The sequence below is a fragment of the Mycolicibacterium moriokaense genome (genome assembly GCF_010726085.1).
Classification (GTDB): domain Bacteria; phylum Actinomycetota; class Actinomycetes; order Mycobacteriales; family Mycobacteriaceae; genus Mycobacterium; species Mycobacterium moriokaense.
Genome location: NZ_AP022560.1, coordinates 180,864 through 203,941 on the forward strand (window position 1 = coordinate 180,864; position 23,078 = coordinate 203,941).

Sequence of the window (23,078 nt, forward strand, 5' to 3'; positions counted from 1 at the left end):
ACCGCGACTCGAAGCACGCGACCACCCTAGCCGGGCCGCCCGTGATGAGATTCACAATGCTGAGAAGTGGGTATAAAAGCGCTCGTCAGCTGCGTATTTTCGGTCCCGACCAACCACCGGGTTGCTTAGCTTCTAGAAATTGTTCGTGACCACTTTGTGTTGAAGTTACTGAGCGGTATAGTTTCGGCCAGTTACTGGTGGGTAACTTAGCCAAAAGTACCCAACCGCAAGTGGCACTCTCGACGAGGAGGAACAGTGAGCCACTACAAGAGCAACGTTCGTGACCAGGAGTTCAACCTGTTCGAGGTCTTCGGACTCGACAAGGTTCTGGGTACCGGCGACTACGCCGATCTCGACGCGGACACCGCGCGCGAGATGCTCGGCGAAATGGCGCGGCTCGCTGCCGGCCCCATCGCCGAATCATTTGCCGACGCGGATCGCAATCCCCCGGTGTTCGACCCCAAGACCCATACCGTGACTCTGCCCGAGTCCTTCAAGAAGTCGATGCGCACCCTGCTCGAGGGCGGCTGGGACAAGGTAGGCGTGCTCGAGGAGCTCGGCGGCATGCCGATGCCCCGCTCGCTGCAGTGGGCCCTGATCGAGCACATCCTCGGTGCCAACCCCGCGGCCTACATGTACGCGATGGGCGCGGGCATGGCCGAGATCTTCTACAAGAACGGCACTGACGAGCAGAAGAAGTGGGCGGCCCTCGCCGCCGAGCGCGGCTGGGGCGCCACCATGGTGCTGACCGAGCCCGACGCGGGCTCCGACGTCGGCGCCGGCCGCACCAAGGCCGTGCAGCAGCCCGACGGCACCTGGCACATCGACGGCGTCAAGCGCTTCATCACCTCGGGCGACTCTGACGACCTGTTCGAGAACATCATGCATCTGGTGCTGGCCCGCCCCGAGGGCGCCGGCCCGGGCACCAAGGGTCTGTCGCTGTTCTTCGTGCCGAAGTACCACTTCGACCACGAGACCGGTGAGATCGGTGAGCGCAACGGTGTGTTCGTCACCAACGTCGAGCACAAGATGGGCCTCAAGGTTTCGGCCACCTGCGAGCTGTCGCTAGGCCAGCACGGCGTTCCCGCCGTCGGTTGGCTCGTCGGCGAGGTGCATGACGGCATCGCGCAGATGTTCGACGTCATCGAGCAGGCCCGAATGATGGTGGGCACCAAGGCCATCGCGACCCTGTCGACCGGCTACCTCAACGCTCTCGAGTACGCCAAGGAGCGCGTGCAGGGCGCCGACATGACGCAGATGACCGACAAGACGGCCCCGCGCGTCACCATCACGCACCACCCCGACGTGCGTCGTTCGCTCATGACCCAGAAGGCATACGCCGAGGGTCTGCGCGCGCTGTACCTCTACACGGCGACCTACCAGGACGCCGCGGTAGCCAAGGCCGTGCACGACGTCGACGCCGAGCTGGCGGTGCGGGTCAACGACCTGATGCTGCCGATCGTCAAGGGTGTCGGCTCCGAGCAGGCCTACGCCAAGCTGACGGAGAGCCTGCAGACCTTCGGTGGTTCCGGCTTCCTGCAGGACTACCCGATCGAGCAGTACATCCGCGACGCGAAGATCGACTCGCTCTACGAGGGCACCACCGCCATCCAGGCGCAGGACTTCTTCTTCCGCAAGATCGTCCGCGACAAGGGTGTGGCGCTGGCGCACGTGGCCGGGCAGATCGAGCAGTTCGTCAAGAATGAGTCCGGCAACGGCCGGCTGAAGGCCGAGCGCGCACTGCTGGCGACCGCGCTGGAGGACGTGCAGGCCATGGCGGCCTCGCTGACCGGCTACCTGATGGCCGCGCAGGAGAACCCGACCGAGCTGTACAAGGTCGGCCTCGGTTCCGTGCGCTTCCTGATGAGCGTCGGCGACCTGGTGATCGGCTGGCTGCTTGCCAAGCAGGCCGCGGTGGCCGTCGAGGCGCTCGACGCGGGCGCCAGCGGTGCCGACCGCGCGTTCTACGAGGGCAAGATCGGCGTGGCGTCGTTCTTCGCGAAGAACTTCCTGCCGATGCTGACCAGCACTCGCGCGATCATCGAGAATCTCGACAACGATGTGATGGAACTGGACGAGGCGGCCTTCTAGCCTTCTGCCGCGTCGTACCAAAACGCCCCCGGACTCTTCCCGGGGGCGTTTTGCGTTCCGGCTCAAAGCGGAGAGACGCTCTGCCGTCCGCCGTCGCTCACCTGCTCGGTCCATCGGCTGCCGTCCCACCAGCGGAGCTCGTGGCGCCCCGACGGGTCCGGGTGCCATGCGCCCACCGGAGCCGTCAGCAGGCTGCCGATGCGAAAGAAAAGGTTGTTGATGTTCTCGCTGTTGCGGCCCCAGTCGACCAAGCCGAACTTCAGCGACGAGCTGACGGTCGCCTCCACCCCAACCGCGGTCGGCCGGAGCGTGACACCGAGGTTTTCGCCCCACGACATGAGCGACATGTTGGTGGTCAGATAGATCTGGCCCGCCCGGGATCGGCCGAACCGACCGTCATCCCCTCGGCCGCGGCCGCGTCGCATACGGCGCGGAAGACACGGTCATAAGGTCCGGGGAAGAGGCGTGTTTCGGATTTCGACGTTGGCACGCGGACATTATCGACGACGCGCTGACCGACCCTTAGACAAAATAGGGCGGGTTCGGGAGGACATCTAGGTGCGTCTCATTGGTCTCGCGCGTCCGGCTTTCAACCCTTATGCCGGCTCTTCGGAATAGTCACTCCCGAACCCGTCGTGGCATTGATCGTACGCTTGTGACTGCTATCACACCAGGGGAAATTTTCGTCCATCAAGACTGCCTGGTTAGCAGAAATGCCCTGGTCTAGGGACAGGCCGACGATGCTGAGGCTGATAGCCATGCCCCCATTATTTAAGTACCGGCCTGCGCGGCGAGCCTGCCCTTGCAGCGATGCGGTGGCCACAGATACTGCGCGGATGACGACCGAACTCGCCCGGCTGCAACACTTCGGCCCGAACTGGTTCGCGTCGGTGATGGGCACCGGGATCGTCGCCACGGCGGGCGTCACGCTGCCGGTGCAGGTCCGGGGTCTACATGCGTTCTCACAACTGGTCTGGGTGATCGCCGCGGTGCTGCTGGTGCTGCTGATCGTCACGGTGTCCATTCAGTGGTTTCGCCACCCGACGGTGGCCCGCGGGCATGTGCGCAACCCGCAGATGACGCACTTCTATGGGGCCGCGCCGATGGCTCTGTTGACGGTCGGCTCCGGAGCGCTGCTCACCGGCAAGGATCTGATCGACGAGCGCATCGCCGTGGACCTGGCGTGGGTGCTGTGGACGACGGGCACGATCGGGGGATTGTTCACCGCGGCGACCATCCCGTTCCTCATGTTCACCCAACTCGAGGTCGAGCCGGACGCGGCGTTCGGCGGTTGGTTGATGCCGGTGGTGCCGCCGATGGTCTCCGCAGCGTCGGGTGCGCTGCTGATCCCCCACATGGCTCCGGGCACCGGCCGAACCACGATGCTCTACGGCTGCTATGCGATGTTCGGCCTGTCGCTCATCGCGGCATTGATCATCATCTCGATGATCTGGAGCAGGCTCGCGTTGTATGGAACGTCGGGCACCACCCGGGTGCCGACGCTGTGGATCGTGCTCGGCCCGCTCGGTCAGGGCACCACCGCCGCGGGTCTGCTCGGCGCCAACGCGGCGCTGGCCGCGCCACCTGATCTCGCGGGTGCCATGAATGTGTTCGCTGTCCTGTTCGGGGTGCCGGTGTGGGGTTTCGCCGTGCTGTGGATCGTGCTGGCGACCGAGCTCACCGTCCGTACGCTGCGCCGCGGAATGCCGTTCGCGCTGACCTGGTGGAGCCTGACGTTCCCCGTCGGCACCTTCGTCACCGGCACCACGCAGCTGGCGAACCACACCGGGCTGCCCGCATTCCGCGTGGCCGCCGCGGTCGCCTATGTCGCACTGCTGGGAACGTGGGGTCTGGTCGCCGTCAAAACCGCACGCGGCAGCCTCGGCGGAGGCCTGTTCGCTCCGCCGGCGACGGCAGGGCCGATCAAGGCCAAGAAGGATCCGCCGCCGAGCTGACAGGCGATTCATCTCATCGCTACCGACGAAATGCAGCGAGAGTGCGAGTACACCTCAGCATTTCGTTGAAAGCGATGCGCCGCCCGGCTCCTAGGCGGGGAAAACAGCGTTAAGAGCCCCGTGCTGACGTCGGGTCGGGGGGTCAGACGTCAACACGGAGCTACCCGTTGTATCGACGGTGCCCTCGGCGCCGTTACACGCGATCGGCGACTTGGTGTTAGGCCTCGAGAATGGCCGCGACGCCCTGGCCGCCGGCCGCGCAGATCGAGATCAGACCGCGCACGGGCGCGCCGGTTTCCTTTTTCTTCTCGGCCAGTTGCTTCGCCAGCTGCGCGACGATTCGCCCACCGGTGGCGGCGAACGGATGGCCTGCCGCCAGCGAGGACCCATTGACGTTGAGCTTGCTTCGGTCGATGCTGCCCAGCGCCTGGTCGAGGCCGAGCCGCTCCTTGCAGTACTCCTCGGACTCCCACGCCGCCAGCGTGGCGAGAACGACCGATGCGAACGCTTCGTGAATCTCGTAGAAGTCGAAGTCGCCCAGGCCCAGACCGTTTCGCGCCAGCAGGCGCGGAACCGCATAGGTGGGCGCCATCAGCAGCCCGTCGTCGCCGTTGACGTAATCCACGGCGGCGGTCTCCCCGTCGACGAAATACGCCAGCGGCTCGATCCCACGGGCGGCCGCCCACTCGTCGGACCCGAGCAGCGCCACTGAAGCCCCGTCGGTCAGCGGTGTCGAGTTGCCCGCGGTCATCGTCGCGTCGCCGGCCTTCACCCCGAAGACCGGCTTGAGGGTGGCCAGTTTCTCCGGCGACGAATCGGCGCGCAGGTTGTTGTCCCGGTAGACACCGAGGAACCCGGTGACGAGATCGTCGAAGAACCCGCGATCGTAGGCGGCGGCCATGTTCCGGTGGCTGGCAGCGGCCAACTCGTCCTGGTCGACGCGTCTGATCCCCATCTTCTTCGCGGTGATGGCGGCGTGCTCACCCATCGACAAACCGGTGCGCGGTTCGCTGTTCACCGGAATCTCCACGCCGAGCGAGGCGGGTAGCTTGCCGACGAGCTTGAGTCGGTCCACGTTGGACTTCGAGCGTCGCAGTCCGAGCAGGACGCGCCGTAGATCGTCGCCGAAGGCGATGGGGGCGTCCGAAGCGGTGTCGACGCCGCCTGCGGCGGCCACCTCGTAGCGGCCCGCCGCGATGCCGTCGGCCGCGGCGATGGTGGCCTGCAGTCCCGTGCCGCATGCCTGCTGGATGTCGAACGCAGGCGTGTAGGGCGACAGCGAGCTGCCGAGCACGCATTCGCGCATCAGGTTGAAATCGCGGCTGTGCTTGAGTACCGCACCGCCGATCACCGCGCCCAGCGTCTCGCCCGCCAGGTTGAAGCGGTCGATCAGACCGTCCAGCGCTGCGATGAACATGTCCTGGTTGGAGGCGTTGGCGTATGCACCGTCCGAGCGTGCGAAGGGAATTCGGTTGCCGCCGAGAATGGCGACCGGTCGGCGGGTATTGCTAGCCATGAGACCCATAGTACCCACCCTTGTTACTCAGGAGTAAGTTCGTTCCCATGGCTACCGATCTGTATTCGCAAATCGTCCATTCGACGCCCGGATCGTTCCTCGCCAAGCAGCTCGGCATCCCGCAGCCCGAGACGTTGCGCCGCTACCGACCCGGTGAACCGCCACTGGCAGGCACGCTGCTGATCGGCGGCGAGGGACGCATCGTGGAGCCCGTGCGGACCGCGCTGGCCGAGGACTACGACGTGGTCTCCAACAACCTCGGCGGCCGCTGGGCGGATTCGTTCGGCGGGCTGGTGTACGACGCCACCGGCATCACCGAGCCCGTGGCCCTCAAGGGGCTGTACAAATTCTTCACCCCGCTGCTGCGCAACCTCGGACCGTCGGCACGCGTCGTCGTCGTCGGGACCACGCCCGAGGACGCCGGCAGCGTGTCCGAACGGATAGCGCAGCGCGCGCTCGAGGGGTTCACGCGCTCGCTTGCCAAGGAGATGCGGCGCGGCGCCACCGTCAACCTGGTGTACCTGGGCGCCGATGCGAAGCCGGCGGCGACCGGGCTCGAGTCGACGCTGCGGTTCCTGCTGTCGGGCAAGTCGGCCTATGTCGACGGCCAGGTGTTCCGCGTCGGGGCTGCCGACTCGGCACCGCCCGCGGACTGGGACCGGCCGCTCGACGGCAAGATCGCGTTGGTCACCGGCGCCGCGCGCGGTATCGGCGCCACCATCGCCGAGGTGTTCGCCCGTGACGGCGCCAGCCTCGTCCTCGTCGATGTCGAGGGATCCAACGACGACCTCGGGAACGTCGCCGCGAAGGTGGGCGCGACGGCGCTCATGCTCGACGTGACCGCCGACGACGCGGTGGACCGGATCACCGAGCACCTGCACGAGCACTACCACGGGTCGAAGCTCGACATCCTGGTCAACAATGCGGGCATCACCCGAGACAAGCTGCTCGCCAACATGGACGAAGCCCGCTGGGATTCGGTCCTCGCGGTGAATCTGCTTGCCCCGCTCCGGGTTACCGAAGGGCTGGTGGGCAACGGCAGCATCGGGGAGGGGGGCCGAGTGGTCGGGTTGTCCTCGATGGCAGGTATCGCCGGCAACCGCGGGCAGACGAACTACGCGGCCACCAAGGCGGGCATGATCGGGCTGACCGACGCACTGTCGGAGGCGTACGCCGACGCAGGTATCACCGTCAACGCAGTCGCGCCCGGATTCATCGAGACGAAGATGACCGAGGCCATCCCGCTGGCAACGCGTGAGATCGGCCGCCGACTCAACTCGCTGTACCAGGGTGGTCAGCCGGTCGACGTCGCCGAGACCATCGCCTATTTCGCCAGCCCGGCATCGAATGCCGTCACCGGCAACACCATTCGCGTGTGCGGCCAGGCCATGTTGGGGGCTTAGCGTGACGCAACCGTCGGGCTTGAAGAACCTGCTGCGGGCGGCAGCGGGCGCGCTGCCGTTCGTGCCCCGCGGCGACTCGCTGCCGGACCGCACGCTCACCGTCGACGACCTGCCGATCGACAGCGCGAACGTGGCGGCCTACGCGGCCGTGACCGGGCTGCGATTCGGCGACGCCGTGCCGCTGACCTACCCGTTCACGCTGACCTTCCCGACCGTGATGGCGCTGGTCACCGCGTTCGACTTCCCTTTTGCCGCAATGGGTTCGGTGCACATCGAGAACCACATCACGCAATACCGACCGATCCTGGTGACGGACACGGTGGGGGTTCGGGTGCACGCGGAGAACCTGCGTGAGCACCGACGCGGCCTGCTCGTCGACATCGTCACCGATGTGAACGTCGGCAATGAGAAGGCCTGGCACCAGGTGACGACGTTCCTGCACCAGCAGAAGACGAGTCTGTCCGGCGAACCGAAACCGCCACCGAAGAAACAGCCCAAGCTCGGGCCGCCGAACGCGGTGCTACGCATCACGCCGGGACAGATTCGCCACTACGCCTCGGTCGGCGGTGACCACAACCCGATTCACACCAACCCGATCGCGGCCAAGCTGTTCGGTTTCCCGACGGTGATCGCACACGGAATGTTCACCGCCGCAGCGGTACTGGCGAACATCGAGGGACAGCTGCCCGACGCGGTGAAGTACTCGGTGCGGTTCGCCAAGCCGGTCGTACTGCCTGCGCGCGCCGCGCTCTACGTCGATCGCGTGACCGACGGATGGGAGCTCACGCTGCGCCACGCGACCAAGGGCGACCCGCACCTGACGGGTTCGGTGACGGCGCTCTAGCCGGCGGTGACGGCGGCGTCCTTCTCGGACTGCTTGCCCTTCAGGCCGCGCCAGAACAGGTTGATCAGCAATTCGGCGGCCTCGTCGACGCCCGCGTCGCCCGTGCTCACCCGGGCGGCGATGGCCTCACCGGCACCCACCAGCGCGACGGCCATCATGTCGAAGTCGGTGTCCGGCTCCGGATTACGGGTGCCCGCCCTCAGCAGCCGGCTGACGAGTTCGATGATCCGCTCTCGGCCCTCGCGCACGGTATGCGCGAACGCCTGTGAGCTGGTGGCCTGGTTGTAGAGGACCATCCACGACGCCCGGTTGGCGTCGATGTAGGTGAGGAACGCCAAGACAGCGTTGCGGAGCAGGTCTCTCGGGCTCTGCGTGAAGTCGATCTTGCCGCGCACGTCCTCGACGAAGCGGGACAGCTCACGGTCCAGGCATGCGCCGAACAGCTCCTCCTTGGAGCCGTAGTAGAGGTAAAGCATCGGCTTGGAGATCTTGGCCTCGGCGGCGATGGCGTCCATCGACGTCTCGTGATAGCCGTTCACCGAGAAAATCTGCACGGCGGCGTCCAGCATTTGCTGCTCACGTACCGCGCGGGGCAGCCGCTTCGTCCCACCTGCCATTACTCAAGAGTAAGCAATGGGCGAACGCCGGGCGTCGACAGCGTGTTTTCCACTAGCCCCCGCAGCGCGGATGGGGCCCCTTGACCGCGGCCATCCGCAGCACCGAGGCGTCCACCTGGGGCATCGACAGTTCGCCCGCGGCGACCGCCGCCTCCAGCCTGTCCAGCACGGCGGGCACCTCCGCGGTGGTCACCCACAGGGCCGTGTCCGCGCCGGCCTGCAACCCGCGCAACGCGGCGTCGGGGACACCCAGGCGATCGGAGATCGCCTGCATCGACGACAGGTCATCGGTGAAAACCGGGCCGTTGAAGGGCGGGCCGCCGTAGCCGCCGGAGCGCAATAGCCCGTACGCGCTCGGGCTGAGACTGGCCGGCTCGTTGCCGGTGAGACCCGGCACCTGCATGTGGCCGAGCATCACCCCGACCGGCGGCTGCGTGGTCAGCGTCCGGTACGGAATCAGGTCCCGGTTCTGCAGGTCCGCGATCGGCGGCGCGGTGACGCTGCCGGTGTGCGAGTCGCCCGAACCGCTCCCGTGTCCGGGAAAGTGTTTGAGCACCGGCAACAGCCCGGCGTCGCGCAGCCCGCGCGCATAAGCGCCGGCGAAGTCGGTGACCACGGCCGGGTCGGCTCCGAAGGACCGGTCACCGATCACCGTGTCGTCGGGGGCGTCGGAGACGTCGACCACCGGCGCGAAGTCGATCGTGATGCCCTTGCTGCGCATCGCCTGGCCGCGCTGCAGCGCGATCGCGTACACCTGCTCGGGCGTCTGCGTCTGCGCCAGCACCCGCGCCGGCGGCTGGCTGCCGATGATCGAGGACAACCGCGACACCCGACCGCCCTCCTCGTCGACGCTGACCGCCAGCGGCAGCGGGACCGCGTCGTTCGCGATCTCGATCAGCGATCCGTCCGAGAGCATCGACAGGTCGGTCCAGCTGCCGATCATGATTCCGCCAACGTGCTGCGCCTCCACGACAGCGCGGGCGTCGGCCGCATTGTGCACCCCGACCATCAGCAGTTGCGCCAGCTTGTCGCGGGTCGACAGCTGCGACAGCAGGGCCGGGCCGTCGCCGCACGCGGGCGGCGGGATGATCACCGGGGCTTGCGGAGCGGCCGTCGCCGCCATCGCGGGGGTCAGCGGCTCCGGCTCCGTCATAGAGCAGGCGGAGACAAGGGCGGACAGAGCTATGGCGGCGCAAACCGCACGCAACCCTGAGCCTTTTGAAGCCATGGGCCTCGACCCTAGTAGGAAACGAAGCCGCATTCGATCCCACGGTCGGCGAGCCAGCTCCGCTCACCCCGCGCCATGATCGCCTCGACATGGGTGCAGACCAGGTCAAGCACGTCGGCGGCCGGTTCCGCGGACAGCGCCGCACGGATCTTGTCGAACTGATCGGCCGCGACGGTGATCTGATACTCGTAACCGTCGAGGTGCACCCGGTCCCATCCGGTGAACACCAGCTCGCCGCCGTCGGCGTAGCCCACCCACACGGTGGCGGTGTCGGTGCGCCAGAAGACGCGCTCGGCGGCGGGCACGCGCAATATTGTCTGCTACTTTGGCCGAATGGATCGGTTTCTCGTGCCCGCCGCGGCCAGCATCGTTGTGGGCCTGCTGCTGGGCGCGGCGGCCGTATTCGGAGTGACGCTGATGGTGCAGCAGGACAACAAGCCTCCGCTGCAGGCGGGCGATCCGGCGTCATCGGTGCTCAACCGGGTTGAGTACGGCGACAGAAGTTAAACCCCGGGTCGTCCCCTCGCCTTCGGCTGGGGGCCCACCGCCCATGCCGTCCGCCGTCAACACCCCGCCGCTCGCACGGCGCTGGCTGTGGGTCGTCGCCGTGGCGGCGCTGGTGCTCACGTTCGCCCAGTCCCCCGGACAGATCTCCCCCGACACCAAGCTCGACCTGACCGCCAACCCCCTGCGGTTTCTGACTCGCGCCTTCAATCTGTGGAACAGCGAGCTGCCGTTCGGGCAGGCACAGAACCAGGCCTACGGCTATCTGTTTCCGCACGGCACCTTCTTTCTCGCCGGCGACGTGCTCGGCCTGCCCGGGTGGGTGACCCAACGGCTGTGGTGGGCCCTGCTGCTGGTGGTCGGCTTCTGGGGCGTGCTACGCGTGGCGGAGGCGCTCGGCATCGGCAGCCCCACCTCCCGGCTCATCGGCGCGGCGGCGTTCGCGTTGTCACCACGGGTGCTGACCACCATCGGGGCGATCTCGTCGGAGACGCTGCCGATGATGCTGGCGCCGTGGGTGCTGCTGCCGATGATTCTTGCCCTGCGGGGTACGGGCAGTGTGCGGGTACTCGCGGCGCGGTCGGCGGTGGCCATCGCACTGATGGGGGCGGTCAACGCCGTCGCGACACTGACCGCGTGCCTGTTGGCGGCCATCTGGCTGGTGTGCCACAGACCGAACAAGCTGTGGTGGCGCTTCACCGCGTGGTGGGCGCTGTGCATCGTGCTCGCGGTGTCGTGGTGGGTGGTCGCGCTCGTGCTTCTGGGCCGGATCAGTCCGCCGTTCCTGGACTTCATCGAATCCTCGGGTGTGACCACGCGGTGGATGTCGCTGACCGAGATGCTGCGCGGCACCGACGTCTGGACGCCGTTCGTCGCACCGAACGCCACGGCGGGCGCCTCATTGGTGACGGGATCGGTGGCGGTGCTGGCGACGACGCTGGTGGCCGCGGCAGGTCTCGCGGGCCTCGCCTTGCGGTCGATGCCCGCGCGCGGACGGCTCATCACCATCCTGCTCGTCGGCGTCACCGTGCTGGCGCTTGGCTATTCGGGTGGCCTGGGATCGCCTGTGGCCCTTCATGTCCAGGCCTTCCTCGACGCCGACGGCACCCCGCTGCGCAACATCCACAAACTCGAACCGCTGCTGCGGCTACCGATCGCTTTAGGTCTGGCGCACCTGCTGGGCCGCATCCCGCTACCGGGCAGCGCGCCACGCGCCGTCTGGCGGGACGCCTTCGCCCACCCGGAACGCGACAAGCGGGTGGCCGTCGGTGTCGTCGTCCTCGTCGCATTGACGGCGGCCACCTCACTGGCCTGGACCGGTCGGCTCACTCCGCCAGGCGCGTTCGATGCGATCCCCCAGTACTGGCACGAGACCGCGGCGTGGCTCGACGAACACAACGACTCCGGACGTGTGCTGGTAGCGCCGGGCGCCCCGTTCGCCACCCAGGTGTGGGGCAGCAGCCACGACGAACCCCTGCAGGTGCTCGGCGACAGCGCATGGGGGGTGCGGGACTCGATCCCGCTGAACCCGCCGGAGACCATCCGGGCCCTCGACTCGGTGCAGCGCCTCTTCGCGGCGGGGCGTCCATCCGCGGGGTTCGCAGATACCCTTGCCCGGCAAGGGATCTCGTATGTCGTCGTGCGTAACGATCTGGACCCCGAGACGTCGCGATCGGCCCGACCGCTGCTGGTGCACCGCGCGATCGACGGCTCGCCAGGCCTGGAGCGGGTGGCCGAGTTCGGCGATCCGGTCGGCCCGGGCACGCTGGCCGGTTTCATCACCGACAGCGGTCTGCGACCGCGCTATCCCGCCGTCGAGATCTACCGCGTCAACCCCGCCGCGCCCGGGATACCGGTCACGCCGTACCTCGTCGACACCGATGCGATGGCCCGCGTCGACGGGGCACCGGAGGCGCTGCTGCGCCTCGACGAACGGCGCCGCCTGCTCGGGCAGCCGCCGCTGGGGCCGATGCTGCTGACGGCCGACGCCCAGCGAGCGGGTCTGGCCGTGCCGCCGGGGACGGGCATCATCGTGACCGACACCCCGCTGGCCCGGGAGACCGACTACGGCCGCGTCGACGACCACTCGTCGGCGATCCGCACACCCGACGATCCGCGGCACACGTTCAACCGCGTGATGGACTATCCGAGTCCGGGCGCCGAAACCGTTTACGGCCAGTGGTCCGGTGGGCGCGTGTCGGTGTCGAGTTCGGCGGCGGACTCGACCGCACTTCCAAACGTGGCACCTGCGACCGGGCCTGCCGCCGCGATCGACGCCGACTCATCGACGAGCTGGGTGTCCAACGCGCTGCAGGCGGCCGTCGGCCAGTGGTTGCAGGTCGACTTCGACCATCCCGTCACCAACGCCACCATCACGATCACCCCGAGCGCGACGGCCGTCGGCGCACAGGTCCGTCGCATCGAGGTGTCGACGGTGAACGGCACCAGCACGATGCGCGTCGACAAGCCGGGTGAGCCGCTGACCACCGCACTGCCCTACGGGGAGTCGCCGTGGGTGCGAATCACCGCGGCGGCCACCGAGGACGGATCGCCGGGCGTTCAGTTCGGCATCACCGATTTCGCCGTCACCCAGTACGACGCCAACGGCTTCGCGCATCCGGTCAACCTGCGCCACACCGTCGCTGTACCGGGGCCACCGCCGAATACTGCTGTCGCGCAATGGGATCTGGGGTCCGACCTGCTGGGCAGATCCGGCTGCGCGCAGAGCTCGAACGGCATACGCTGCGCCGCGACCATGGCGTTGTCGGCGGAGGAGCCGGTGAACCTGAGCCGGACGCTGACCGTACCGGCACCGACGGAGGTGAGGCCGACGGTCTGGGTGCGTCCGCGCCAGGGCCCCAACCTCGCCGATCTCATCCGTGAGCCGGGCACCGTCATCGCCACCGGAGACGCGGACCCGATCGACGTGCTCGGCTCGGCCTACGCCGCCGCCGACGGCGACCCGGACACCGCGTGGACCGCGCGACAGAGCGTCGTCCAGCACAAGACGCCGCCCACCCTGACCCTGACGCTGCCGGCCCGGCGCGAGGTCGCCGCCGTCCAGCTGACGCCAAGTTCGTCTGAACTGCCCGCACATCCGACGCTGGTCGCGATCGACCTCGGCGACGGACCTCAGGTGCGTCGACTGGCCGCCGACGCCGGACCTCAGACCTTCGACCTCAAGCCCCGCGTCACGGACACCGTGAAGGTTTCGCTGCTGGACTGGGACGACATCATCGACCGCACCGCGCTCGGGTTCGATCAGCTGAAGCCTCCCGGCCTCGCCGAGGTGACGGCTCTAGACCCGCGCGGCGCCCCGATCGCTGCGGCCGACGCAGCACGCAACCGCGACCGGACCATCGAATTGCCCTGTGGGCGTGGCCCGATCATCGGCGTCGCCGGCCAGTTCGTGCAGACCTCCCTGACCACGACCGTCGGGGCGCTGCTCGACAATGAACCCGTCGCCGCGCGGCCGTGCCAATCCGGACCGATCCTGCTGCCCGCCGGCCAGCAGGAGCTGCTGATCAGCCCCGGCGCGGCGTTCGTCACCGACGGGGTTCAGCTCGACGGGCCCCTGGCCGACCGGATACGTTCGGCGGCAACGGTTCCCGCGCAGGTCGACACGTGGAGCACCGATCACCGAGAGGTGACGGTCGCATCGTCGGAGGCGTCACGGGTGCTGGTGGTTCCCGAAAGCGTCAACCCCGGCTGGATCGCACACGGCCCCGACGGCTCCCGGCTGACGGCGGTCACGGTCAACGGCTGGCAGCAGGGCTGGGTGCTGCCGCCGGGCACCGGAGGACCCGTCACGCTGGCCTTCGAATCCAACGCGCTCTACCGCGCCGGGTTGATCGGCGGCCTCGCGCTGCTGCCGGTGCTCGCGCTGCTGGCCTTCTGGCCGGTGCGCCGCCGCGACGCAGAGGATGCGCCCGTACGCGTGTGGCGGCCGGGCCGGTGGCCGGTGAGCGCCGCGGTCCTCGTGGTCGGCGGCGCGATCTCGGGGGTGGCGGGCGTCATCGTCGTCAGCCTCGCCCTCGGTGTGCGGCATCTGCTGCGCAACCGCGAAAGACTTTGCGACGCCGTCACGGTCACCACGACCGCCGGCGGGCTGATTCTGGCGGGAGCCGTGCTCAGCCAGAACCCGTGGCGTTCGGTCGACGGCTATGTCGGTCATTCCGTGGGGGTGCAGTTGCTTGCTCTGATTTCGGTGGCGATGCTGGCCGCTTCCGTCGTGCCCGCCGATCGTCGTCGTTTGACCACCGAGGGCTCCAACGACCTCTAGCATCGGCTCTGTGCCGCAGCTGAATACCGCCCGAGGACCGATCGCGACGACCGACCTCGGGGTCACGTTGATGCACGAGCACGTGTTCGTGCTGTCACCCGAAATCCATGCCAACTACCCCGAGGTGTGGGGTGACGAGGCCCAACGCCAGGCCGATGCGGTCACCCGGCTCAACGAGCTCAAGGCCCGGGGCGTCGACACCATCGTGGACCTCACCGTCATCGGGCTCGGCCGCTATATCCCGCGTATCGCCAAGATCGCCGAGCAGACCGACATCAACATCGTGGTGGCCACGGGCGTCTACACCTACAACGACGTGCCGATGTACTTCCACTTCAGCGGGCCCGAAACGCCGCTGGGCGAGCCGATGGTCGACATGTTCATCAACGACATCGAGAAGGGCATCGCGGGCACGGACATCAAGGCGGCGATCCTCAAGTGCGCCACTGACGAACCCGGGGTGACGCCCGGGGTCGAGCGGGTGTTGCGGGCGGTCGCGCAGGCACACCGGCGCACGGGCGTGCCGATCTCGACGCACACCCACGCGGCGACGCGCCGCGGCCTGGAACAGCAGGCGATCTTCGCCGAGGAGGGCGTGGATCTGAGCCGGGTCGTCATCGGCCACTCCGGCGACACCACCGACCTCGGCTATCTCGAGGAGCTCATCGGCGCGGGCTCGTACATCGGCATGGACCGCTTCGGCGTCGACGTCTTCCTCGGGTTCGAGGACCGGGTCAACACCGTCGCGCAGATGTGCGAGCGCGGCCACGCCGACAAGATGGTGCTCTCGCACGACGCGTCGTGCCTGATGGACTGGCTGCCGGAGGACATCGTGTCGGTGATGATGCCGAACTGGAACTACCTGCACATCCACAACGACGTCATCCCGGCGCTGAAGGCGCGCGGTGTCACCGACGAACAGCTCACCACGATGCTCGTCGACAACCCCCGCAAGATCTTCGAAGCCCAGGGCGCCTACTGAGATGACTGACCCGTCAGCCATCCCTCCCATCCCCACCCAGGTCTCCCGCCTCGCCGAAGCGGAACCCGACGCGCCCGCGGTCACGTGCGAAGGGCGCACGCTCACGCGCGCCGAGCTCGACAGGTCGACCAACCGGCTCGCGCGGGCCTACGCCGAACTCGGTGTCGGGCACGGCGATTACGTCGTCACCCTGCTGCCCAACTCCATCGAGTTCGTCCAGGCCGCGCTCGCCATCTGGAAGGTCGGCGCGATTCCCCAGCCACTCTCGGCCCGGATGCCCGACGCGGAGTTATCCGCTCTGCTGGAGCTGCGGGCACCGAAGCTCATCGTCGGCCGCGACGACCCTACCGGGGTATCACCCAGCGTGGCAGCGGATTTCACGCCGGACACCCGACTGTCCGACGATCCGCTTCCCGAGGTCGTCTCCCCCGTGTTCAAGGCCATGGCCTCCGGTGGCAGCACTGGACGACCCAAGCTCATCGACGCGGGGATCGACAGTCGCTTCTCACCATTGGCCGGCTACGCAATGGGTTCGGCGGACGGTGATGTCAACCTGCTGTCGGTACCGCTGACCCACAACACCGGCTTCACGACGATGGCGATCGGACTCGTGCAGGGCCATCACCTTGTGGTGATGCCTCGGTTCGACCCGCACGAGTTCCTGCGCCTGGTCACCGAGTACCGGGTCACGTTCCTGACGACAGTGCCGACGGTGATGCAGCGCCTGCTGCCGGCGTACCGGGCGGCGCCGGACACCTACGACCTGTCCTCGATCCGACGGCTGTGGCACGTGGCGGCGCACTGTCCACCCGCGGTCAAGCAGGGCTGGATCGACATCCTCGGCCCCGACGCGGTGTGGGAGCTGTACGGCGGCACCGAATTACAGGCACTGACCTTCATCTCCGGCGAACAGTGGCTGACCCATCCCGGTTCAGTCGGCGTGGTGGTCGCGGGCGAGATGAAGGTGCTCGACGACGACGGCAACGAATGCCCGCCCGGCGTCAGCGGTGAGATCTACATGCGACCGGCACCGGGCAGCGCGCCGACCTACCGGTACATCGGCGCCACCGCGAAACAGCGTGACGGCTGGGACTCGCTTGGCGATCTGGGGTACTTCGACGAGGACGGCTTCCTGTATCTCAACGATCGCCGTGTGGACATGTTCACCGTAGGCGGCCGCAACGTCTACCCCGCCGAGATCGAGTCGGCCCTGTCGGCGCACCCGAATGTGCTGTCCTGCTTGGTCGTTGGCGTGCCACACGAGGATCTCGGCCAGGTGCCGCACGCCATCGTTCAGGCAGAGGGGCTCGACGAGGCCGCGGTGATCGAGTTCCTGACCGACCGGCTGGCCTCCTACAAGATCCCGCGTTCGGTGGAGTTCAGCGATACGCCGTTGCGCGACGATGCGGGGAAGGCGCGGCGGAGCGCGGTCCGCGACGAGGTGATCCGGCGGCGGGCCGCGCAATCCAACTAACGCGCAACGGCAGGTTCGGGTTCGTCGGTGACCGAGCTGTCCAACGGCTCCGGGTCATGGCGCCTCTCCCAGCGCCGCAGGGCGTTTCGGCACGGTGACTCGATCAGCGCGTAGCTGACCGCCGCGATCGCGAACCCGAACACCACCGTCAGCACCAGCACCACGGGCATGTGCCCGTTGAACGCGAACTCGCCGATCACCGGGAACACCATCGCCAGCGCCGCGAGGTGCCAGACGAACAAGCCATAGGACCATCGACCGAGAGTCACCATCGTCGGGCTGCCCAGCAGGCGGTGCGGGGTGTCGGGGCGGTCCAGCACCAGCGGGGCGAGCAGAGCCCCGGCGACCACGGCCCCCATCGCGATCTTCACCGTGAACTGGCTGACCGTCCCGGGCGTCAGTCCCTCGGGCCCGGCCAGCGGCGACGCCGCGACCGCGAACGCCACGACCGCGATACCCGCCATCAGCACCCGCCGCCGCGCCAACCGGTGCGGCCACCCCACCGGCGTGACCGTCAACTCGGCGAGCAGCATCCCGGCGGCGAACCAGGAGAAGAACGCCGGCGGCCAGTTGAGCGGGTTGACACCGAAGGGGGCGTCGAACGGGACTGCCTCGACCAGTACAGCCCAGGCGAAGCTGACCAGCCCCGCCGCCGCGATCACCGGTATCCGGGCGCGCACCGGCACAAGCCGCACCAGCAGAGCCAGGAACGGCAGCGCCAGATAGAAGGCGACCTCGACCGACAGGCTCCACATCTGGGTGAGCCCGGCCGTCAGCGTCAACGGCACATAGATCTGGGTCAGCGTCAGGTTGGCCAGCCACACGGTGAGATCGGCCTTCGCCTCCGGCAGCAGCGACAGGATGACGACGACCGCGACCAGGTAGCCGGGCATGATGCGCACGATCCGGGACCGCAGGTAGTGACCCGTCGGCGGGCTGGGTCGCATGCCGCGGGCCGCAGCGGCGTGACCGCGCCACAGCAGGAAGCCCGACAGCGCGAAGAAAACGGCGACCGCGAGGTCGAACCTGCCGAAGAAACGGCCCGTGATCCCACCGGTGTGGCCGGTCTGAAAGGCCACGTGGGTCACGACGACGCCGACCGCCGCGCAGGCGCGCATCCCCTCGACGGCGGGCAGGAAGCCACGCGTTCCGCCGACAGCGCTCTCGGCACTGGCCGTCGCGGCGCGGGATTCCGTCACGCCATCAGTGTGCCGGGTGGAGGGAAAGCCGCTGAATACGGGTACTCGGGCGGCCACGGCTGGAAGGGCTCGGAGTAAACATCGACCTTAACTTGTGCTGTTAGGGTCGAACGGGTTTGCGGGACTACCGCAGGTGAAGGAGGCACGGTTTGAACCGCGCAGTGGCGCTCCGCATTGCGGCTTGCGGAATCATGGGGCTGGGTGCTGGCTTGTTGATCGCTGCCCTGTTGCTGTCCACCTATACCCATTCCAAGATCTCCAAGATCCCGCTGAACCTCGACATGACGCTGGTCAGCGATGGCACCGGCACGGCGTTCGACCCCGCCTCGCTCAACCATGAGAAGTTCGTCGTCGACCGCGACGTGCCGCTGGTGCAGCAGGAGCAGATCTCGGTGGAGGCCCCGTCGAACGCCGACGTGGTCACCCTCCAGGTCGGCAGCACGTTGCGCCGCACCGACAAACAGAAGGACGACGGGCTGTTGCTCGCGTTGGTCGACACCGTCACGGTCAACCGGCAGACGGCCGAGGCGGTGTCGAGTGAGAGCAATCCCGGTGGCGCGGTCCAGAAGCCGCGGGCCATCGAGGATGACCAGCCGCCCACCAACATCGCGCTGCCGCACGACGGGCTGACCTACCGGTTCCCGTTCGACACCGAGAAGCGGACCTATCCGGTCTTCGACCCGATCGCGCAGAAGGCGTTCGACGCCAATTACGACGGCGAGGAGGATGTCAACGGGCTGACCACCTACCGTTTCAGTCAGAACATCGGATACGACGCCGAAGGCAAGCTGGTCGAGCCGGTCAAGTATTCGTCTCTGTTCGACGACGACGCCGACGCCGAGGTCACCGCGACCGCGGCGATGTGGGGTGTCCCCGGCGAGCCCGAAGAGCGGATCACCATGGCGCGCTACTACGCCGCGCAGCGCACGTTCTGGGTGGATCCGGTCTCCGGGACCATCGTCAAGAGGGAGGATCACGGCTATCACTACTACGCGCGGGAGCCGCTGAAACCCGAGGTGACCTTCGTCGACTTCAAGGTCGCCTTCACCGAGGAGACCGTCGAGTCCCAGGTCGCCAGCGCCAGGGATGAGCGTGACCGGGTGGGCCTGTGGGGCCGCATCCTGCCGATCTCCTTCACCGCCTTGGGCCTGGTGTCCCTGGTGGGCGGCGCGTTGCTGGGATCGTTCGCCTTGAGGGCGGAGTCCACACTGATCGATCCGGGACTCGACGAGGCCGACCACAGCTTCTTCGACACCCAGGGGATGAAGGTGCCGGGCGCGGAGGCCAAGACCGAGAAGCTGCCCGCGCAGAAACCGACCGATCTGCCGCCGGACAGACCGGTCTGATCGCGCGGTTCACAGCGCCCGCCTATGCGCTGGTGCTGTCCCTGGTCGTGACGGCGCCGCTGATCGCGCCGGGTTATCTGCTGTTGCGCGACGCGGTGTCCACGCCGCGCTCGTACCTCTCGGATGCGGCGCTGGGTCTGTCGGAGGCCGCGCCGCGCGCACTGCCGCAGGACTTCGCGGTGGCTCTGGCGTCGACGGTGCTCGACGGCGGTGTGGTGGTCAAGGTGCTGTTGGCCCTCGGGCTGTGGCTCGCCGGCTGGGGCGCGGCGCGTCTGGTGGCGACGGTGCTGCCGGACGCAGGTGTGGCCGGACAATGTGTGGCCGTGACGCTCGCCGTCTGGAATCCCTATGTCGCAGAACGGCTTCTGCAGGGGCACTGGAGCCTGCTCGTCGGCTACGGATCCCTGCCGTGGGTGGCCGCCGCGATGCTACGGCTGCGCGAGTCGCGGCCGGGCTGGCCAGAGGTGGGCGCGCTGGTGTTCTGGATGGCCCTTGCGGGGCTGACGCCGACGGGGCTGATGCTGGCCGCGAGCGTCGCGGTGGCGGGTGTCTTCGCGCCGGGTGCGGGATGGCAGCGGTGGCGCTGCGCAGCCGTGGCGCTGGGCACCGCACTGGCCGCGGCACTGCCGTGGCTGACGGCGGCGGTCGTCGCGCGGTCGCTGGCCCCGTCACAGGCCGATGGGGTCGCGGCGTTCGCGGTGCGGGCCGAACCCGGTCTTGGAACCCTCGGGACGCTCGCGAGCCTCGGCGGGATATGGAACGGCGAAGCCGTACCCGCTTCTCGTACCACGCTTTTCGCTGTCGTCTCGGCGCTCGTCCTGCTTGGAATCGTCGTGGTGGGCCTGCCGGTGGCGATCCGCCGACCCGGAGCCGTACCGCTGCTGTGCCTTGCCGCTCTCGCGGTCGTGGTGCCTGCGGTGATGGCGACGGGCCCCGGCTTGGCGGCCGTGGAGGCGATGGTTCGGGCGCTGCCGGGGCTCGGCGTGTTACGCGATGCGCAGAAGTGGGTGGCGCTGGCGATGCCGGGCTATGCGCTGGCCGGTGCGGCAGCGGTTGTCGTTGTGCAGCAGAAGCTTCCGGCGGCGGCCACGGCACTGATCTGCTGCGCGGCGCTGATCGCCACGTTGCCCGATCTCGCGTGGGGTGTGGGCGGCAATGTGACCGCGGTGACCTACCCGCAGGGCTGGACTGCGGTGGCGGCGATGATCAACGCCGATCCGCGTCCGGTCGCCGTACTTCCCGTCGACAGCATGCGGCGCTTCGACTGGGCGGGGGACGCGCCGGTGCTCGACCCGCTGCCGCGGTGGGTGCGCGCCGACGTGCTGTCCACGGGTGATCTGACGGTCGGCGGCCGCACCGTGCCCGGCGAGGGTGAACACGCCCGCGCGGTCCAGCAGATATTGTTGAGCGGTGCCGATCGCCAACAACTGGCCGACGCCGGGGTCGGGTGGGTCGTCATCGAATCCGGCGGTGCCGCAGATACTTTGGCGCTGCCCCTCGCCTACCACGACGATGACCTGACCCTCTACACGGTGGCCGGCGACCTTCCCCCGGCACCGAGTCGCGGCATCGTGCTCGCCGCTCACCTGGTGTGGCTGGCGCTGGTCGCTGCCGGATTGGTCGCGCTGATGTACCGCGGAATCTGGGCTAGACGACGCCGCTGACCGGCGTTCCCCGGTGCACGGCCTCCAGCACAGTGCGCATCGCGTCGGTGCTTTGCCGCCAAGAGAATTCGCCGCTGCGGACCGCGGCCTTGGCGCCGAGCTGGTCGCGTAACACGGGATCGGTCAGCAGACGCGCGAGCCCGTCGACCAGACCATCGAGATCGTCGACCAACAGGCCGGTGACCCCGTCGACGATCGAATCGGTCAGCCCGCCCGAGGACCGGTAGCCGATGGTGGGCACGCCGTGCTGGCCGGCCTCGATCACCGCCAACGCCCAGCCTTCCTTGCGCGACGGCAGCACGTGAACCCAAGACCGCTGCAGGACATGGTGTTTGGTCTCGTCGTCGACGTGGCCGTGGAACGTCACGGCATCGGAGATGCCGAGCAGCTCGGCGTGCTCGACCAGGCGTTGTCGCCACCAGCCGCCGCCGAGGATGTCGAGGTGCAGGTCCGGAATGCGCGTGCGGAGTCGGGCGACCGCCTCCAGTGCGTCCTCGATCTGCTTGTGCGGCACCAGGCGGGACAGCACCACGACACGCGGAGTCGCCGACCGCGGTGCGGTCAGGGTGGCGGCAGGCGCCTCGTCAAGACCGTTGCGCACGACGGCGATTCGTCCGGGATTCACCCCGAGGGTGGCCAGATCTCGCGCCGACGGCAGTGACACCGTGACGTACTGATTGCGGCGGTGCAGCCACGGCGACAACCGGGACTCGACGAACCAGCCGAACCGTCCCATCAACGGACCGGCGACGGGCCACTGCTCACGGTGGCAATGGTGTACGAGCACCGCGACGCGTCGACCGTAGGCCAGCCGCGCAAGGAACGGAATGCCGTTCTGCGAGTCGATGACGACGTCGGGGCGGACCTTGCGCAACGGACCCAGCCCGATACGGGCGAGCACCATGGACAGCCCCGCCCAGATGTAGATCGAGTAGTGGCCGCCGCCTCGGCTGACCCGCACACCGTCGACGACCTCGCGGCGCGGTGCGCCCGGATAGCGCGCGGTCCGCAGGGTGACCCGGACGCCGGATGCGGCCAGCTGCGCGCCGATGCGCTGCAGGTAGGTCTCGCTGCCGCCACCTTGAGGGTGACCGGTATCGCGCCAGCACAACAGCAGCACTGAGCGAACACCTTGGTCGGACATCCCGTTCACCCTAGCCGCTGGCTAATGTTCCGCTGTGCCAGTCACCGACCTCTTCGCCCCTCGGGCGACACTCTCGCGGTCGGTGCGGCTGCTGCGGGAGTTCCGCTTCGAACAGCCCGACCCGGCCCGGTTCTACGGGGCGCTCGCAGGCGACACCGCGGCACTGGTCACCGACCTGTGGCGGGCTGAGCAAGGGTCCGCGCCTGCCGGGCGCACCCTGCTCGACGTCGGCGGCGGGCCGGGATACTTCGCCGCGGCGTTCACGCGCGCAGGATTCGCCTACATCGGAGTCGAACCCGACCCGGCCGAGATGCACGCCGGACCTGCGGTGAACGACGGCACCGCCACCTACGTGCGAGCGTCGGGCACCGCCTTGCCGTTCGCCGACGACAGCGTCGACGTCTGCCTGTCCTCCAACGTCGCCGAGCATGTGGTGCAACCATGGCGGTTGGGCAACGAGATGTTGCGGGTCACCAAGCCGGGCGGACTCGTGATCCTGTCGTACACGGTGTGGCTGGGTCCCTTCGGCGGACACGAGACCGGGCTGTGGCACTACCTCGGCGGACGACGGGCCGCCAGGCGGTACACCCGAAAGCATGGTCATCCACCGAAGAACAACTACGGCTCGTCACTGTTCGCGGTCTCGGTCGCCGACGGGCTGCAGTGGGCCGCCGCCACCGGCGCACTGGTCGCCGCATTTCCTCGTTACCACCCACGATGGGCCTGGTGGATGATCCGGGTGCCGGTGCTGCGCGAGTTCGCGGTCAGCAACCTGGTGCTGGTGCTGAGACCGCCGACTGCAACAGGTTCTACTTTCGCGGGTTCGTAG

18 protein-coding genes are annotated in these 23,078 nt (G+C 68.2%); 11 read left to right on the forward strand and 7 right to left on the reverse strand.

Going from position 1 to position 23,078, the window contains the following annotated elements; translation table 11 throughout:
• Positions 1-255 precede the first annotated feature (255 nt).
• The gene (locus tag G6N43_RS00800) at positions 256-2,091 is read left to right on the forward strand and encodes an acyl-CoA dehydrogenase (RefSeq protein WP_083152999.1); all 1,836 of its coding nucleotides are present in this window, start codon (positions 256-258) and stop codon (positions 2,089-2,091) included.
• 62 nt (positions 2,092-2,153) lie between these two features.
• On the opposite strand, the gene G6N43_RS00805 is transcribed toward G6N43_RS00800, so the two are convergent.
• Positions 2,154-2,429 carry a DUF2510 domain-containing protein gene (locus tag G6N43_RS00805; protein ID WP_083153150.1) on the reverse strand — a complete coding sequence of 92 codons (276 nt, stop codon included), beginning with the start codon at positions 2,427-2,429 and terminating at the stop codon, positions 2,154-2,156.
• Between the two features lie 498 nt (positions 2,430-2,927).
• Between G6N43_RS00805 and G6N43_RS00810 the strand changes: the two genes are divergently transcribed.
• Positions 2,928-4,046 carry a TDT family transporter gene (locus G6N43_RS00810; RefSeq protein ID WP_083153000.1) on the forward strand — a complete coding sequence of 373 codons (1,119 nt, stop codon included), beginning with the start codon at positions 2,928-2,930 and terminating at the stop codon, positions 4,044-4,046.
• Between the two features lie 217 nt (positions 4,047-4,263).
• Here the strand turns inward: G6N43_RS00810 and G6N43_RS00815 are convergent, their stop codons facing one another.
• The gene (locus G6N43_RS00815) at positions 4,264-5,562 is read right to left on the reverse strand and encodes an acetyl-CoA C-acetyltransferase (RefSeq protein ID WP_083153153.1); all 1,299 of its coding nucleotides are present in this window, start codon (positions 5,560-5,562) and stop codon (positions 4,264-4,266) included.
• Between the two features lie 47 nt (positions 5,563-5,609).
• On the opposite strand from G6N43_RS00815, the gene G6N43_RS00820 reads away from it, so the two are divergent.
• Positions 5,610-6,965, forward strand: a complete 1,356-nt coding sequence (locus G6N43_RS00820; RefSeq protein WP_083153001.1) for a 3-oxoacyl-ACP reductase — start codon at positions 5,610-5,612, stop codon at positions 6,963-6,965.
• A gap of 1 nt (position 6,966) precedes the next feature.
• Positions 6,967-7,809 (forward strand): MaoC/PaaZ C-terminal domain-containing protein, encoded by an 843-nt coding sequence (locus tag G6N43_RS00825; protein ID WP_179967949.1) that lies wholly within the window; start codon positions 6,967-6,969, stop codon positions 7,807-7,809.
• On the opposite strand, the gene G6N43_RS00830 is transcribed toward G6N43_RS00825, so the two are convergent.
• Genes G6N43_RS00830 through G6N43_RS00840 form a run of 3 tightly spaced genes read right to left on the reverse strand, consistent with a single transcriptional unit; the run spans position 7,806 to position 9,959 of the window.
• A complete protein-coding gene (locus G6N43_RS00830) occupies positions 7,806-8,426 on the reverse strand; it encodes a TetR/AcrR family transcriptional regulator (RefSeq protein ID WP_083153003.1) in 621 nt (206 codons plus the stop codon). The genes G6N43_RS00825 and G6N43_RS00830 overlap by 4 nt on opposite strands.
• A 52-nt stretch (positions 8,427-8,478) precedes the next feature.
• Positions 8,479-9,654 carry a glycoside hydrolase family 3 N-terminal domain-containing protein gene (locus G6N43_RS00835; RefSeq protein WP_083153004.1) on the reverse strand — a complete coding sequence of 392 codons (1,176 nt, stop codon included), beginning with the start codon at positions 9,652-9,654 and terminating at the stop codon, positions 8,479-8,481.
• Between the two features lie 11 nt (positions 9,655-9,665).
• Positions 9,666-9,959, reverse strand: a complete 294-nt coding sequence (locus G6N43_RS00840) for a hypothetical protein (protein ID WP_083153005.1) — start codon at positions 9,957-9,959, stop codon at positions 9,666-9,668.
• Between the two features lie 28 nt (positions 9,960-9,987).
• Between G6N43_RS00840 and G6N43_RS00845 the strand changes: the two genes are divergently transcribed.
• Genes G6N43_RS00845 through G6N43_RS00860 form a run of 4 tightly spaced genes read left to right on the forward strand, consistent with a single transcriptional unit; the run spans position 9,988 to position 16,896 of the window.
• On the forward strand, positions 9,988-10,161 hold the full coding sequence (locus G6N43_RS00845) for a DUF2613 domain-containing protein (protein WP_066810839.1): 174 nt from the start codon (positions 9,988-9,990) through the stop codon (positions 10,159-10,161).
• Between the two features lie 43 nt (positions 10,162-10,204).
• Complete coding sequence (locus tag G6N43_RS00850; protein ID WP_163657926.1) at positions 10,205-14,440, forward strand: alpha-(1->3)-arabinofuranosyltransferase; 4,236 nt, start codon at positions 10,205-10,207, stop codon at positions 14,438-14,440.
• A 10-nt stretch (positions 14,441-14,450) separates the two neighbouring features.
• Positions 14,451-15,422, forward strand: a complete 972-nt coding sequence (locus G6N43_RS00855) for a phosphotriesterase family protein (protein WP_083153007.1) — start codon at positions 14,451-14,453, stop codon at positions 15,420-15,422.
• 1 nt (position 15,423) lies between these two features.
• On the forward strand, positions 15,424-16,896 hold the full coding sequence (locus G6N43_RS00860; RefSeq protein ID WP_083153008.1) for an AMP-binding protein: 1,473 nt from the start codon (positions 15,424-15,426) through the stop codon (positions 16,894-16,896).
• Here G6N43_RS00860 and G6N43_RS00865 read toward each other — a convergent pair.
• Positions 16,893-18,014, reverse strand: a complete 1,122-nt coding sequence (locus G6N43_RS00865) for an acyltransferase family protein (RefSeq protein WP_234810134.1) — start codon at positions 18,012-18,014, stop codon at positions 16,893-16,895. The two genes, G6N43_RS00860 and G6N43_RS00865, sit on opposite strands and share 4 nt — an antisense overlap.
• A 230-nt stretch (positions 18,015-18,244) precedes the next feature.
• On the opposite strand from G6N43_RS00865, the gene G6N43_RS00870 reads away from it, so the two are divergent.
• Positions 18,245-19,441 (forward strand): cell envelope lipid trafficking protein PgfA, encoded by a 1,197-nt coding sequence (locus tag G6N43_RS00870; RefSeq protein WP_083153010.1) that lies wholly within the window; start codon positions 18,245-18,247, stop codon positions 19,439-19,441.
• 32 nt (positions 19,442-19,473) lie between these two features.
• Positions 19,474-21,105: an MmpA family trehalose lipid delivery protein gene (locus G6N43_RS00875; protein WP_083153011.1), complete on the forward strand. Its 1,632-nt coding sequence runs from the start codon at positions 19,474-19,476 to the stop codon at positions 21,103-21,105.
• On the opposite strand, the gene G6N43_RS00880 is transcribed toward G6N43_RS00875, so the two are convergent.
• Entirely contained in the window at positions 21,089-22,249 is a 1,161-nt protein-coding gene (locus G6N43_RS00880) for a glycosyltransferase family 4 protein (protein WP_083153156.1), read from the reverse strand. The genes G6N43_RS00875 and G6N43_RS00880 overlap by 17 nt on opposite strands.
• 34 nt (positions 22,250-22,283) lie before the next feature.
• Here G6N43_RS00880 and G6N43_RS00885 point away from each other — a divergent pair, with 34 nt between their 5' ends.
• Entirely contained in the window at positions 22,284-23,078 is a 795-nt protein-coding gene (locus tag G6N43_RS00885; protein WP_083153012.1) for a class I SAM-dependent methyltransferase, read from the forward strand.

Bases quoted from the DNA above. Each gene is read 5' to 3' on its own strand.
- G6N43_RS00865 (WP_234810134.1), bottom strand. From the start codon at position 18,014: ATGCGCGCCTGCGCGGCGGTCGGCGTCGTCGTGACCCACGTGGCCTTT.
- G6N43_RS00830 (WP_083153003.1), bottom strand. From the start codon at position 8,426: ATGGCAGGTGGGACGAAGCGGCTGCCCCGCGCGGTACGTGAGCAGCAA.
- G6N43_RS00805 (WP_083153150.1), bottom strand. From the start codon at position 2,429: ATGTCGTGGGGCGAAAACCTCGGTGTCACGCTCCGGCCGACCGCGGTT.
- G6N43_RS00850 (WP_163657926.1), top strand. From the start codon at position 10,205: ATGCCGTCCGCCGTCAACACCCCGCCGCTCGCACGGCGCTGGCTGTGG.
- G6N43_RS00835 (WP_083153004.1), bottom strand. From the start codon at position 9,654: ATGGCTTCAAAAGGCTCAGGGTTGCGTGCGGTTTGCGCCGCCATAGCT.
- G6N43_RS00820 (WP_083153001.1), top strand. From the start codon at position 5,610: ATGGCTACCGATCTGTATTCGCAAATCGTCCATTCGACGCCCGGATCG.
- G6N43_RS00810 (WP_083153000.1), top strand. From the start codon at position 2,928: ATGACGACCGAACTCGCCCGGCTGCAACACTTCGGCCCGAACTGGTTC.
- G6N43_RS00815 (WP_083153153.1), bottom strand. From the start codon at position 5,562: ATGGCTAGCAATACCCGCCGACCGGTCGCCATTCTCGGCGGCAACCGA.
- G6N43_RS00845 (WP_066810839.1), top strand. From the start codon at position 9,988: ATGGATCGGTTTCTCGTGCCCGCCGCGGCCAGCATCGTTGTGGGCCTG.
- G6N43_RS00880 (WP_083153156.1), bottom strand. From the start codon at position 22,249: ATGTCCGACCAAGGTGTTCGCTCAGTGCTGCTGTTGTGCTGGCGCGAT.
- G6N43_RS00860 (WP_083153008.1), top strand. From the start codon at position 15,424: ATGACTGACCCGTCAGCCATCCCTCCCATCCCCACCCAGGTCTCCCGC.